General features: G+C 58.1%; 14 protein-coding genes. 4 read left to right on the top strand and 10 right to left on the bottom strand.

Annotated features, from left to right (window positions below; all coding sequences use genetic code 11):
* Positions 1 to 112 precede the first annotated feature (112 nt).
* From acnA to ACR0D6_RS06635, 3 genes are all read left to right on the top strand, one after another.
* Entirely contained in the window at positions 113 to 2,803 is a 2,691-nt protein-coding gene (gene acnA / locus ACR0D6_RS06645; protein WP_480764927.1) for an aconitate hydratase AcnA, read from the top strand.
* Between the two features lie 143 nt (positions 2,804 to 2,946).
* A complete protein-coding gene (locus ACR0D6_RS06640) occupies positions 2,947 to 3,648 on the top strand; it encodes an SDR family NAD(P)-dependent oxidoreductase (RefSeq protein WP_480449927.1) in 702 nt (233 codons plus the stop codon).
* Between the two features lie 98 nt (positions 3,649 to 3,746).
* Entirely contained in the window at positions 3,747 to 5,249 is a 1,503-nt protein-coding gene (locus ACR0D6_RS06635) for a BCCT family transporter (RefSeq protein WP_480764926.1), read from the top strand.
* Positions 5,250 to 5,321: 72 nt separating this feature from the next.
* Here ACR0D6_RS06635 and ACR0D6_RS06630 read toward each other — a convergent pair whose 3' ends face one another.
* From ACR0D6_RS06630 to yajC, 10 genes are all read right to left on the bottom strand, one after another.
* Positions 5,322 to 5,867 carry a DsbE family thiol:disulfide interchange protein gene (locus tag ACR0D6_RS06630; protein ID WP_480764925.1) on the bottom strand — a complete coding sequence of 182 codons (546 nt, stop codon included), beginning with the start codon at positions 5,865 to 5,867 and terminating at the stop codon, positions 5,322 to 5,324.
* Positions 5,860 to 6,018: a heme exporter protein CcmD gene (ccmD, locus tag ACR0D6_RS06625; RefSeq protein WP_480449929.1), complete on the bottom strand. Its 159-nt coding sequence runs from the start codon at positions 6,016 to 6,018 to the stop codon at positions 5,860 to 5,862. Before ccmD ends, ACR0D6_RS06630 begins: the two co-directional genes overlap by 8 nt.
* Complete coding sequence (locus ACR0D6_RS06620) at positions 6,015 to 6,788, bottom strand: heme ABC transporter permease (protein WP_170651835.1); 774 nt, start codon at positions 6,786 to 6,788, stop codon at positions 6,015 to 6,017. Before ACR0D6_RS06620 ends, ccmD begins: the two co-directional genes overlap by 4 nt.
* 61 nt (positions 6,789 to 6,849) lie before the next feature.
* On the bottom strand, positions 6,850 to 7,506 hold the full coding sequence (gene ccmB / locus ACR0D6_RS06615) for a heme exporter protein CcmB (protein WP_480764924.1): 657 nt from the start codon (positions 7,504 to 7,506) through the stop codon (positions 6,850 to 6,852).
* Positions 7,503 to 8,117: a heme ABC exporter ATP-binding protein CcmA gene (gene ccmA / locus ACR0D6_RS06610; protein WP_170651831.1), complete on the bottom strand. Its 615-nt coding sequence runs from the start codon at positions 8,115 to 8,117 to the stop codon at positions 7,503 to 7,505. The genes ccmB and ccmA overlap by 4 nt, the downstream gene beginning before the upstream one ends.
* A gap of 138 nt (positions 8,118 to 8,255) precedes the next feature.
* Positions 8,256 to 8,609 (bottom strand): Mth938-like domain-containing protein, encoded by a 354-nt coding sequence (locus ACR0D6_RS06605; protein WP_480764923.1) that lies wholly within the window; start codon positions 8,607 to 8,609, stop codon positions 8,256 to 8,258.
* A 12-nt stretch (positions 8,610 to 8,621) separates the two neighbouring features.
* The gene (locus tag ACR0D6_RS06600; RefSeq protein ID WP_480764922.1) at positions 8,622 to 9,386 is read right to left on the bottom strand and encodes a TSUP family transporter; all 765 of its coding nucleotides are present in this window, start codon (positions 9,384 to 9,386) and stop codon (positions 8,622 to 8,624) included.
* Positions 9,367 to 10,335, bottom strand: a complete 969-nt coding sequence (gene secF / locus ACR0D6_RS06595) for a protein translocase subunit SecF (protein WP_170651824.1) — start codon at positions 10,333 to 10,335, stop codon at positions 9,367 to 9,369. Before secF ends, ACR0D6_RS06600 begins: the two co-directional genes overlap by 20 nt.
* A gap of 1 nt (position 10,336) precedes the next feature.
* A complete protein-coding gene (gene secD, locus ACR0D6_RS06590; protein ID WP_170651822.1) occupies positions 10,337 to 11,998 on the bottom strand; it encodes a protein translocase subunit SecD in 1,662 nt (553 codons plus the stop codon).
* Positions 11,999 to 12,031: 33 nt separating this feature from the next.
* Entirely contained in the window at positions 12,032 to 12,319 is a 288-nt protein-coding gene (yajC, locus tag ACR0D6_RS06585) for a preprotein translocase subunit YajC (protein WP_480449933.1), read from the bottom strand.
* 216 nt (positions 12,320 to 12,535) lie between these two features.
* Between yajC and ACR0D6_RS06580 the strand changes: the two genes are divergently transcribed.
* Entirely contained in the window at positions 12,536 to 14,188 is a 1,653-nt protein-coding gene (locus tag ACR0D6_RS06580) for a mechanosensitive ion channel family protein (protein WP_480764921.1), read from the top strand.
* Positions 14,189 to 14,219: the final 31 nt, after the last annotated feature.

The following is a 14,219-nucleotide window of genomic DNA, read 5'->3' as shown; positions in this document are numbered from 1 at the left end:
GTATACAAAAATTGCCGCACCCCGCCTCTTGGACCTTGAACCGCGCGCTTGGGTGATGCAGATACCCCTCAGCGAATCCCATATTCCACGTCATTTGAGAGGGAGGCCACAGATGCCCATCAAAGTCGGACAGGATACCGCCAAGACACGCCGCACCCTGAGCGTGAATGGCAAATCCATTTCCTATTACTCGATCCCCGCCGCGCAAGAGGCCGGTCTGGGCGATTTTTCCAAGCTTCCCGCCGCGCTGAAAGTGGTGCTGGAAAACATGCTGCGGTTCGAGGATGACGGATTCTCGGTCTCGGTCGACGACATCAAGGCCTTCGCCGAATGGGGCGACAAAGGTGGTAAGAACCCGCGCGAGATTGCCTATCGCCCGGCCCGCGTGCTGATGCAGGACTTTACCGGCGTTCCGGCAGTGGTCGATCTGGCCGCAATGCGCGACGGCATCAAGGCGCTGGGTGGCGACGCACAAAAGATCAACCCGCTGAACCCGGTTGATCTGGTCATCGACCACTCGGTTATGATCGACGAGTTCGGTAACCCGCGTGCGTTCCAGATGAACGTCGACCGCGAATACGAACGCAACATGGAACGGTATCAGTTCCTGAAATGGGGTCAGGGTGCGTTCAACAACTTCCGCGTTGTTCCCCCCGGCACCGGCATCTGCCACCAGGTAAACCTGGAATATCTGGCGCAGACCGTCTGGACCGACACCGACCAGAACGGGGATGAGGTCGCCTATCCTGATACGCTGGTAGGAACCGACAGCCATACCACCATGGTCAACGGCATGGCCGTTCTGGGCTGGGGTGTTGGCGGGATCGAGGCCGAGGCCGCGATGCTGGGTCAGCCAATCTCGATGCTGATCCCCGAGGTTGTGGGCTTTGAACTGACCGGTGATCTGGTCGAAGGCACCACCGGCACCGACCTTGTTCTGAAGGTCGTGGAAATGCTGCGCGAAAAAGGCGTGGTGGGTAAATTCGTCGAATTCTACGGCGAAGGTCTGGACCGTCTGCCGCTGGCCGACCGCGCAACCATCGCCAACATGGCCCCGGAATACGGCGCAACCTGTGGCTTCTTCCCGATCGACGGCGAGACGCTGCGCTATCTGCGCAACACCGGCCGTGACGAAGACCGTATCGCGCTGGTCGAAGCTTATGCCAAGGAAAACGGTTTTTGGCGTGACGCGGATTACGCGCCGATCTACACCGACACACTGTCGTTGGACATGGGCACCATCGTTCCCGCGATCTCGGGTCCGAAACGTCCGCAGGACTATGTTGCACTGACCAACGCCAAGGCCGCCTTCACCAAGGAAATGGCCGAGACGTTCAAGCGTCCGATGGGCAAGGAAGTCGCCGTCAAAGGCGAAGACTACACCATGGAATCGGGCAAGGTCGTGATCGCCTCGATCACCTCGTGCACCAACACCTCGAACCCTTACGTGATGATCGGCGCGGGTCTGGTGGCACGCAAGGCCGCTGCTCTGGGCCTGAACCGTCAGCCCTGGGTCAAAACCTCGCTGGCGCCGGGATCACAGGTTGTGTCCGCATATCTTGAGGCCGCTGGCCTGCAGGAAGATCTGGACAAGATCGGCTTCAACCTCGTCGGTTACGGTTGCACCACCTGTATCGGAAACTCGGGTCCGATCCAGAAAGAACTGTCCGAAGCAATTGCCGAGGGCGATCTGGTCGCTACCTCGGTCCTGTCCGGCAACCGGAACTTCGAAGGCCGTATCTCGCCTGACGTGCGCGCCAACTATCTGGCCTCACCGCCACTGGTTGTTGTCTATGCGCTAGCAGGAACCATGGATATCGACCTGACGTCCGAGCCGATCGGTCAGGACAAAGACGGCAATGACGTCTTCATGAAAGACATCTGGCCGACCCAGCAGGAAGTGGCCGAACTGGTCGAGCAGACCGTGACGCGGGAAGCGTTCCAGTCGAAATATGCCGACGTGTTCAAAGGCGACGAGAAATGGCAGGCGGTTGAGACAACCGATGCCGAAACCTATGACTGGCCGCCGACCTCGACCTACATCCAGAACCCGCCCTATTTCCAGGGTATGGGGCATGAGCCCGGCACCATTTCGAACATCGAAGGCGCCAAGGTTCTGGCGGTTCTGGGCGACATGGTGACCACCGATCATATCTCGCCCGCTGGTTCTTTTGCGACCACGACCCCTGCAGGCAAGTACCTGCTGGACCGTCAGGTGCAACCGCGCGAGTTCAACTCGTACGGCTCGCGCCGTGGCAACCACGAGGTCATGATGCGCGGCACCTTTGCCAACATCCGCATCAAGAACGAGATGCTGGACGGCGTTGAGGGCGGTTACACCAAAGGCCCCGATGGCGAACAGACCTCGATCTACGACGCGTCGATGGCCTATCAGGCTGAAGGCACGCCGCTGGTTGTGTTTGGTGGCGAGCAGTACGGCGCAGGGTCCTCGCGTGACTGGGCAGCCAAGGGTACTGCCCTGCTGGGGGTCAAGGCCGTGATCGCCGAAAGCTTTGAGCGTATCCACCGCTCGAATCTGGTTGGCATGGGCGTCATCCCGTTCGAATTCACCGGCGGCGATAACCGCAAGTCGCTGGGGCTGAAAGGGGATGAAACCGTCTCGATCCACGGTCTGGATACCATCCAACCGCTGCAGGAGGTGCCCTGCACCATCACGTTCGGCGACGGTTCCGAAAAGACCATCACCCTGAAGTGCCGCATCGATACCGCGCCCGAGATCGAATACATCGAAAACGGCGGTGTGCTGCAATACGTTCTGCGGAACCTGGCAAAAGCAAGCTAAGCCACGGTTTTAGAAGTCTGAAAGGGCGTCCCCAGCGGGCGCCCTTTTCTTTTGCGAGGTTTTCCCCCTCGGTCCAAAGCGTCTTGAACAGAAGAAGTTGCCTTTTTTCGCGTTCCCGGCTCTGTTGTGCCAAGGAGGAGCGGATGGACAAAGTGGCTTTGGTGACAGGGGGCGCGCGCGGGATTGGGCGGGCGATTGTCGAGGATCTGGCGAAGGATCACCGTGTTGCGTTTACATGGCGGTCCACAGAACCCGCAGATATGGCGACCGGAACCGATTTGTTGCCACTGCAAGCGGATTTGACACAACCCGATCAGCCCGAAAAAGTCGTTTCGCAGGTCATTCGCCACTTTGGCAGGCTTGATGTGATTGTGAACAATGCAGGTCTGGTCGCGTCCACGCCCAAGGATGTCTTTGACGCGGATAATCACCGCGCGATTCTTGACCTCCACCTATTGGTCCCGGCTGCATTGCTGGCGGCGGCTCTGCCGCATCTGGAACCGGGTGCCGCTATTGTCAGTATCTCGTCCGTCAACGCTGTCCTGCCTCCGCGTGACGCGGTGACTTATGGTGCCAGTAAGGCCGCACTGAACCTGTGGACCCGCGGAATGGCGAAAGAACTTGGCCCGAGCGGCGTTCGCGTCAACGCTGTCGCACCGGGTGCGATTAACATCCCCGAAGCGCCGCGTCCGGACGATCTGACCGCTCTGTTTGTCAATGAGACCGCCCTCGGCCGGATCGGAGCACCGCAAGATGTCGCCGGGGCTGTCCGGTTTCTGATCTCGGACGCTGCCTCTTTTGTAACAGGCGAAGTCCTTACGGTTTCGGGCGGGTATCGGCTGTAGTTGTTCCTGCTCAGGGGGTAAGCGCCTGTCGTTAGTTCTGGTAACAGTCCTGAAAACATTGCAATCTTCCGATATATCAACCAGGGATGGATACCCGGATGGCCAGGCCGAACGCATTGCTGATCTGCTCTCTTGCAGTCATTGCCGTCGTCGGGATTTGGGGCATCATTGACATCCAAGGGCTGGTGGCATGGGCCAGCGGCATCGTTCAGCAGACATTTCACAGCCGGGGCTGGTTCGTGATGCTGGCTGCCTCGGGGATGTTGATTGGATGTCTTGTTCTGGCGTTCTCCCCTTACGGAAACATCCGATTGGGACGGGATGATGAAGAACCCGAATTCTCGACCCCGTCATGGATCGCCATGTTGTTTTCGGCGGGAATGGGCGTGGGTCTGCTGTTTTGGGCAGTGGCGGAACCGCTGACGCATTATCGGTTCATTTCGGAAATGGCACCGGACTTTATCGCAGCTCAACAGGCAATGCTGGCAACCAATTTTCATTGGGGCCTGCATGCCTGGGCGATTTACGGTTCAACCGCGCTGACTATCGCCTATTTCAGCTTTCGCCGGGGCACCGGGATGCTGGTCAGCGCACCGATCAAAAGCTTGTTTCCCGGCGAGAGATGGGCCGACATTGTGGGGTGGTGGTCCGATTTCATGGCGATCATTGCAATTGCAATCGGTGTGGGCGGATCGATGGCCATGGGTGTGTTTCAGGTGGCCGATGGCATTGCCGTCATGATGAATGTCGAAGTGGCCGGTGCCCTACTGATCGGGGCAGTTTTTGTGGCAATGGTTGCCGCCTACCTGCCCGCGCTGATGATCGATCTGGGACAGGGAATGTCGCGGCTGTCGAATGCGGCCATGCTGATTGCCATCGCCCTGGTGGCCTACACCATTGTTCTGGGCCCGACGGAGTATCTGTTGAACACCGTCGTGCAAGGCTTTGGCGACTATGTGACAAACGTCATTCCGCGCGGGTTCCAGACCTACACCTTTTTCGGTGACACTGTTGCCAAGTGGTTCAGCGACTGGACGCTGACCTATATGGTCTGGTGGATCGCATGGGGGCCGTTTGTGGGTGTCTTTGTCGCCCGCATCTCGCGTGGGCGCACGATCCGCGAGTTTGTGATCGGCGTATTATTTGCGCCCACTTTGTTCTCGGTTCTGTGGTTTGGGGCCTTCGGCGGGATTGGTCTGTTCGAAGCTTTGAACGGTGCGGGTGAGTTGCTGGCGATGACTCAAACCAATATCGAGCGCGTCACTTTTGGCCTGCTGGAACGCTTACCCCTGCCCTTTGTCACCACGCTGGCCACAGTTCTGGCCGCATTTCTGTTCATCGTTACCAGCGTCGTCAGCGCGGCTTTTGTTCTGGGCACATTTTCAACGGCCGGTGATCCGAACCCGCCGCCTAAGGTCCGACTGATCTGGGGTGCTTTGCTGGGGCTGTTGAGCGTCGCAATGATCCTGTCGGGTTCGGTGGATTCGGTAAAAATCCTGATCTCGCTGGGCGCCCTGCCCTTTGTGTTCATCTCGGTTCTGCTGATGGTTTGCCTGTTCCGCGGCCTGCGCGAGGAAGGAGCGATCCATGCTGATCGGTGACCTGACAGATACTCTGATGAACCTGACAACATTTGCCTTTATCGGCGCAATGGTCTGGATCTGGCTGCGCCGCTAACCGGAATTGCCCGCAGCCTTTTCCAGTGCAGGGCGGATCGTGTTTTCAATGACGCGTTGGGTGACCGGCCCGGCAAAGCGCAGAATGATCGTGCCTTCGCCATCAATCACATAGGTTTCGGGCACGCCATAGACGCCCCAGTCAAGGCCGGTACGCCCGCTCTCGTCCCGACCGATCGCACGATAGGGATCACCCAGCTCCACCAGAAACGCGTCGGCATTACCAAGCTTGTCTTTGTAATTGATGCCATAGATCGGAATGCCCTCTTTCGACAGGGCTTCGAGGTTGGGGTGCTCGGCACGGCATGGGGCACACCAGCTTGCCCAGAAATTCACCAGCTTCACCTCGCCATCGCGTAGCGTCGCGTCGTCAAAGTTCTGCTTTCCTGGAAATTCAGCCATAGCGACCGGCGGTGCAGGCTGACCTTCGCGCGCGGATGGCAAGGCGTTGGGATCTTCGCGGAACATGCCGACTGCCGCCAAAAGAGCGAATGCGCCAAAAATCAATGGCGGAGCAAGCATCAATGGGGAAACCTTAGCCATGCCGGGTCATCCTTTGTTCGATCTTTTCCATTTCGGCGCGAACTTTGCGGCCGCGCAGGATGCTGAACGCAACAAGTGCGACAAGCAGCACAACCGACGCCCCATAGGCCGAAAGGACCGTATCGGCATATTTTCCAAGATCGGGGATCATGCGTTCACCCTTTCACGTGCCAACAGCGCCTTTATGCGCCGTGCGCGGATTTCGGTTCCGGTGCGGTAAAAAACCAGTGCAATGAACAGCAATACAAAACCGATGATGCACAGCAACAGCGGGTAAAAGTAGATATTGCTGACCTTTTCTTCGGTATCCGTTCCTGTAATCGCACCCGCCCGCATCACCGAAGCCCCCTGATGCAGCCCCTGATTCCAGAAGTTCACTGCATAACGGCTGAGAATGGCAAAAACCGAACCAACAAGGCACAGGACCGATGTCAGATCGGCGGCGGTATCAGGATCTTCGATCGCTTCCCACAGGGCCATATAACCCAGATAGAACAGGAACAGGATCAGAAACGACGTCAGGCGGGGATCCCATTCCCACCAGGTACCCCACATCGGCTGACCCCAGATCGCCCCGGTCACCAGTGCAATCAGGGTCATGACCACCCCTATCGGCGCTGCTGCCCGAGCCGCCAGTGCGCTGACGTGATGACGGCGCACCAGCCAGACCAGCGACGTGGCCAGCATCATCAGCCAGCAATTGATCGCCATCAACGCCGCGGGCACATGCAGATAGATGATCTTTACGGTCGACCCCTGTTTGTAATCGTCCGGTGTGAAGAAAAAGCCCCAGACAAGTCCGACCACCAGACAGACAGCGGCGCTGATCCAGAAAAACGGCAGCACCCGCTCGGTCGTGGCGAGGAACTTTTTGGGATTGGCATATTCCCAGAGGGCATTGGCTTTGGTTGCGATTGACATGGGCCTTATCTAGTCCGAGTCGGCTGTGTTCTCAATTGACATCGGTCAACGTTGGCAAACGTCACCGAAGATTGATGCGCAGAACGGCTGCGCTGGCGAAGGGAAGCAGGGCGATGGTTGCGGCGGTAATGCCGGCCAGCATCAGCAGCGGTGTGCCGGTCTCCATCTCCGTGGCGCCGCGCCGGGCGACTTCGGCACCAAAGATCAGCGTTGGAACATACAGGGGTAGCACCAGCAACGACAGCAGCAGACCGCCGCGTTTCAGACCAACTGTCAGCGCCGCCCCGAACGTGCCAATGACACTGAGCGCGGGGGTGCCGACCACAAGCGAAACGACAAGCCAAAAGAAACCCGGTGTAGGCAGATTTAGCAGAACGCCCAGCACCGGCGCAGCCAGAACCAGAGGCAGACCGGTTGTGATCCAGTGCGCAAACGCCTTGATCGTCACAACCGATTCCAACGGCAACGGCGCAGTGGCCAGCAGATCAAGCGATCCATCCTCCCAATCCAGCGCCAGCAGGCGGTCGAGGGACAAAAGGCAAGCCAGCAGCGCGCCCAGCCACAACACACCCGGCGCGATAGTGGACAGAAGCGACGATTGCGGACCGACAGAAAATGGCACCAGCACGGTCACTATCAGAAAAAAGGCCAGACCAAGCCCAAAGCCGCCGCCTGCACGGAAGGCCAGTTTCAAGTCGCGCAACAACAGAGCGATCACAGGAAACCTCCGTCGAAATCATCGATGGGTTTGGGTTTGGCCTTGTTGGGGCCAACGTCCAGCACCTCGCCATCCAGTCCCAGATCGATATGGGTGGCGATCAGGGCTGAACCGCCCTGCTCCAGATGCCTGCGCACAGCATTCGCAAACATGGCAACCGCGTTGCGGTCCAGCGACACGGTGGGCTCATCCAGCATCCAGATGGGGCGGCCTGTGACCAGCATCCGTGCCAGCCCCAGACGCCGTTTTTGCCCGGCCGACAAATTGCCCGCGTGTCTGTCCGCAAGATCGTTCAGTTCAAAGGCATCCAGAGCTGGCTGAATATCGCCTGCACCAAAGACCGAGGCCCAGAACGCAAGGTTCTCGGTAACAGTCAGCGTCGGCTTCAGCCCGTCCGAATGAGCGGCGTAGGCGATGCGGTCCTCCGCGCCTTCGATTTGGCCGGAAAGCGGGGGTTGCAGACCGGCCAGCGTGCGCAGCAACGTTGTTTTACCGATGCCATTCGGCCCCCGCAGAATCAGTGCCTTTCCCGCCAAAAGCGTGAAATGCAGCCCTTCAAGCACCGGAATGCCGCCGCGCGTGATCGACAGGTTGGTTACGGTCAGTGTCATGCGTCCCGCTTATCCCATTGCCGTCAGGGGCAAAAGGCGGGAATTGCCGCATGACCCTCGCGTCGTGCATTTGGAAGCGTGCGAAGGGTCAGCCCCACGCGCTCCCCGGTGTATTTCCGGCCAGATGAAAGGGGTCACCTATACAGGTATCAGGGCGAGCGCGACCCGGCGACCTTCGGCCAGAAGCACGTTATAGGTACGGCAGGCAGCGGGGGAATTCATGATTTCGACACCCAGCCCCGCATCCTCGAGAGCTGTCCGGAGGGTGGCGGGAATGTGTGCCATCTCGGCTCCGGTGCCCACGAACAACACATCCACCTGCCCTGCAAGATCCAGCAGTTGTTTATCATCGGTGTAACCGCCCCATGCCGTTGTTCCGGTCGGGCCGGTGATAACCGCGCCTTCATGCACTTGACCACCGATGCGAAAAAAGCCAGGTCCGTAGCCGTCAATTGGTTTGGCGTCCGAATAGGTAACTTCGTTGAGGCGCATCGTGGTTCTTCCTCAGTCAAGGAGAGGCAGGCCCGAGATCACGGCCAGCAGGATGACGGTGTATGATGCCATGCGATAAACCTTTTCCAGCGAGGGATCAAACAACGCTTTCCCGATCAGCGTCGTAACGAGATACGGAATGGTCAGCAGCGCTGCAGTCCACAGCATGGCCGGGCTGGCAAGGCCGCCGATGAGAATGTTGGCGACGATCACGATGTCCAGCATGGCAAGGAAGATGATCGTGTTGGCCCGGACCTTGCGCACATCCCGTGCATTGGCGAGGTAAAAGACGATCACAACCGGCCCTGTCAGGCCAGTCATCCCGCCAATAGTTCCGGCGCCGCCCCCGATGGCAAGGCGACCGGGCAAGCCCGGCCGTCCATGCCAGCGCCACCCCGTCACGACGGCCAGCAGAGTGGCCCCGATTACTGCGCTGGCGATCCAGCGGACAACCAGCGCGTCGAGCTGCACCATGATCCACAGCCCCAGCGGCACGGTTATCGCAGCGGCAAGCGCCAGCGTGCTGACTTCACTTTTGTCGCATTCCCGCCAAGCCTGAGGCGCGAGGGCCAGCGTTGAAATAATGCCCGTTGACGCCATGAGAAAAACAACCTCGGCGGCGGGTAGGAATTGCGTGCCGACCGGCACAAAGATCATCGCCGTTCCAAAACCTGTGAAGCCGCGGACAAGGCCCGCGGCTCCGATCGTGAACAGCATCCAGCCTAGCCCGGGCGTGGCCAGGGCAAGGATCAGGCCGTCAGGCATCGATATTGGCATACTGGTTGCCTGCCGTGTTGGACGGCTTGGACCAGTCGCGTTTGACACCCAGCCACAGCAGAATGGTCGAGGCAACGAAGACCGAGGAATAGGTCCCCACGATCACTCCCCAGATCATCGCAAAGACAAATCCCCGGATCACGTCCCCACCCAGCACATAAAGCGAGATGAGCGCCAGCAGGGTCGTGACCGAAGTCATTACCGTCCGGCTGAGGGTCTCGTTGATCGAGATGTTCAGAACCTCTTTCAGGTCCTTCTTCTTGTATTTCCGCAGGTTTTCTCGCACCCGGTCGAATACAACCACGGTATCGTTCAGCGAATAGCCGACGATGGTCAGCAGCGCAGCGATGATCGCCAGATCGAAGCGAATCTGCAGTTCCGAAAAGATGCCGATGGTCAGAATCACGTCATGTACCAGCGCGGCCACCGCACCCAGCGCGAACTGCCATTCAAAGCGTAGCCAGATATAGACCAGAACCGCACCAATCGCGAGAGCCACCGCGATGACGGCAGTCTGGATCAGTTCGCCCGAGACTTTCGGGCCGACGGATTCAACCGACACGAACTGAATATCCGGTGCTGCCGCAGTCAGCGCCTGTTCGACGGCCGTGACGGTCTGGGCCGAGACGGATTCGGCATCTGCCTGAGCCTGAATGCGGATCATCGCCACGTTTTCGTCCGGCCCGAAAGTCGGATCGAAAATCTCGGTAATGGTCACATCGCCCAATTCCAGTGGCGCTATTGCATCGCGATATGCGCCCACATCGATTTCCTGCGCGCTTTGCGTGCGGATCGTGGTGCCACCACGGAAGTCGATGCCGAAATTCAGCCCCTGAATCAGGAACGAGGCAAAGCCCACCACCATCAGCAAGGCCGATATGCCCAGCCAGACTTTCCAGCGGCTGAAGAAATCGAACGAGGTGTCCTTGGGAACAAGTCTCAGTCTCATATCAAACCTCGATCATTTTGGGGCGGCGGCGTTCGAACCACATCACGATCATAAGACGCGTGACGAAGATGGCGGTGAACACGGATGTCAGGATGCCCAGTCCCAGAGTGATGGCAAAGCCGCGGACAGGGCCACTGCCCATTGCAAACAGGATCACGGCAGTAATGAAAGTCGTGATGTTGGCATCCAGAATGGCCGACAACGCTTTTTCATAACCCAGATCGATAGCCCGCGATGGACCTTTGGCGGTTTTGAGTTCTTCGCGAATTCGTTCAAAGACAAGTACATTCGCATCCACCGCCATACCAACCGTCAGCACGATCCCTGCAATGCCTGGCAGGGTCAGCGTTGCGCCGATCAGTGAAAGCAGGCCAAAGATCAGGCCGACATTGATGATCAGCGCGACATTGGCAAAGATGCCAAACAAGCCATAGCTGAGCGCCATGAAAGTCAGAACTGCGACAAAGGCCACGATAGTCGCCACCTTACCCGCGTCGATGCTGTCCTGCCCCAGTTCCGGGCCGATGGTCCGTTCTTCGAGGAATTCCAGACCCGCAGGCAGCGCACCGGCGCGCAGCAGAACCGCCAGATTGGTACTTTCCTCTACGGTGAAACGACCGGTGATGATGCCGGAACCACCCGGAATGTGGGATTGAATAACTGGGGCCGAGATGACCTCATCGTCCAGAACGATGGCAAAAGGCGCGCCAATGTTGTCACGGGTATAGTCGCCGAATTTGCGCGCACCAGAGGTGTTGAAGCGGAAACTGACGGCCGGACGGCCGTTCTGGTCGAATGAAGGTTGCGCATCAACCAGTTCTTCACCGGTTACTACCGGGGCCGCTTCAACGGTGTAATAGACACCGTCTTCGTCCAGCGAAGGAATGATTTTTTCACCGATGCCCGGAGTAGCGTCTGCGTTCGTTCCTCGCCCGGCTACCGGATTGAACGTCAGCTGCGCCGTCGTACCGATGATATCCTTAAGTTCCGACGCGCTACCGATACCCGGCACCTGAATGAGAATACGATCCGCGCCCTGACGCTGAATTGTTGGTTCGCGCGTGCCAACCTCGTCAATCCGGCGACGGATGATTTCCAGCGCCTGCCGCACGGTGCGGTCGTCTGACGCCAGCTTTTCCGCTTCGGACAGCCGGACAACGATGGTATCGCCCTCGGCACTTACGTCGATGTCCGACGCACCAACGCCGGAGAGCGACTGAATCGGCCGCGCCAAACCACGCACCACCTCCAGCGCGCGGCTCATGCCTTCGGGTTGACTGATCCGAATGCGAATCTCGTCCGGGGCTGAAGGTTGCTTGCGAATTGTACCGATGGTCGCGCGCTCATCCCGCAGAGCGTCCCGGATTTCGGGCCACATCGCCTCCATACGGGATTCGTAGACGTCGCCCACCTGAACCTCGGCCAGCAAGTGCGCACCACCGCGCAGATCGAGGCCAAGATTGACCAGAGACGACGGCATCCAGTTCGGCCATTGAGCCGCCACGGCCTGCATCTCGGGTGTGTCAACGCCAAGCTCGATTGCGGCTTTGGCGTCGTTTGACTGTTCAACGCGCGTATAGAACGCATTCGGCAGGGCCATGAGCAGGCCGACCACACAGACCAGCCAGATCAGAACCCGCTTCCAGGTATCAATTTGCAGCATTACCCTGCCTTTTCAAGGGATTGCGGAACGAAGTTATTTCGCCGGTTCAGTCTTGTTCAGAACCTGTGCGATCGTCGCTTTTACCACGCGCACCTTGACGCCTTCGGCAATCTCGACTTCGACCTCGCTGTCGCCTTCCTTGACCTTCGAAACCTTGCCGATCAGACCGCCCTGGGTCACGACCTGATCGCCACGACGAACGGCCTCGACCATGGCCTGATGCTCTTTCATTTTCTTCTGCTGAGGGCGGATCAACAGAAAGTACATGATCGCAAAGATCAGGATCAGCGGGAGAAACTGGGCGATTGCGCCACCATCCATGGGATATTCCTTTATTTTGTGCTTTGGGGAAGTCTTCCCCGCAAATTTGGCGGGAACCTATGCCCTGAAATGGGGGTTTGCAAGCAATGGCGTAGCCGGGCCAGCCAAAAATCAGGTTGTGGCGCCCCGCCTGTGCGCTGAATCAATAAATGATCGTTGCAGATATGTCCTATGCAGTTCGCCTCGCCCCGATATAGTCTGGTCAGAGGGGAAAAGATGGCAAAATCAATACAGTTTCTGATGGCCTCGCTGGGTATGGCGTTTTGTCTGATTGTTTGGGCACCTGCTGTACCGGCTCAGGAAGTCGAACGACCTTTAGAGCTGACTGAGGAATCGGAAGAAGAGGTCTTTCACGCGCCGGTGATCGTCGACGGCGAAGAATTGTTCGACATCCGCGGCTCCAGCGCTCTGCCCGCATCAGAGCGGGTAGAACGCGTTCAGAACAAGATCATCGAGGTCGCGGAGTCATCAGAAGCAACCAACGTCGAAATCACCTTCGAGGAAACCGATCTTGGCATCCAGATATTCGCCGATGGTGAGTTGATCACGATCGTGACCGAGGCGGATGGCGAACTGGATCAGATGGACGTCCCCGTTCTTTCCACCTTGCAGGGGCAGGCGATCCGCGAGGCGATTATTTCCTACCGTGCCAACAGAACAGAACAGGCGCGTGTGTCTGGGGCAATCGAAGCGGGGTTGTGGACGCTGGGTTTCGCGGTGCTGATCTTCGTTATTCTGTGGCTTCACCGTAGGATACGCCGCCGCACGATTGCATTCGTCAAGCGCCATCTGAAAGACGTTGAAACCGCTACCAACAAACAGGTTCAGGCCGAAGCCATTTCTGCCCTGATCCGATACGGTCTGAACTTCGTTCTGCTGGTTCTGTTTTTCATAGGCTTCTACTACTACCTGTCCTTCGTCCTGCTGGCCTTTGCCGAGACCCGGTATTTTGCGCAGCTTCTGCTGACCTATGTGACCGAGCCGGTGCTGCTGATTTTCAGAGGCATCATCAGTTACATCCCGAACCTGATCATGCTGGCCCTGATCGCGCTGGTCACTCAGTACGTGATCCGGGGATTGCGGGTCTTTTTCGACGCGGTCGAGGCAGGAACCTTTGAACTGGGCGACTTTGAACGGCACTGGGTCAATCCGACGTTCAACATTGCCCGCGTCGTGGTCATTCTGATCGCGCTGGTCTTTGCCGTCCCGTATATACCCGGCTCGGATTCAGCGGCCTTTCAGGGGCTGACAATCCTTGTTGGCGCAATGCTTTCTCTGGGTGCCAATTCCGTTGTCAGCAACATGCTGGCCGGGCTTTTCGTCATCTATCGCCGGTCCACCTCGATCGGAGATCGGATTCAGATCGGTGAACATATCGGCGATGTGGTTCAGATCAAGCTGATGGAGACGCATCTGAAATCCATCAAGAACGAATTGATCTCTATTCCCAATGCGCAATTGATGAACTCGGACGTCGTGAACTATTCGAAAAAGACGGACGGCAGCGGGCTGTTGCTGCACACAACTGTCGGCATCGGTTATGAAGAACCACCCGCCAAGGTCGACGCGATGCTTATCGAAGCCGCGCGCCGGACCAAAGGGCTGAAGGCCAAACCCGAACCCTTTGTCCTGTGGACTGCTTTGGCCGACTACGCGATCAATTATCAGATCAACGCCTATACGACCCGTGGCGCGTTCATACCGCGTATCAAATCCGACCTGCATCGCAACATCGTGGCCGTTTTCAACGAGAACAAAGTGCAGATCATGACGCCCTCGTACATGGCCGATCCGCCAGAGCCGAAAATCCCCGAAGAAGAATGGGATGGCCATTTGGCGCACGACACCACAAAGGACGCCAGCACCTAGTTGAAAAATATCACGCTGGCGTCTCACAACC

The sequence above is a fragment of the Ruegeria sp. BJ6 genome (assembly GCF_056537885.1).
This window is presented reverse-complemented; position numbering and strand designations above follow the sequence as displayed.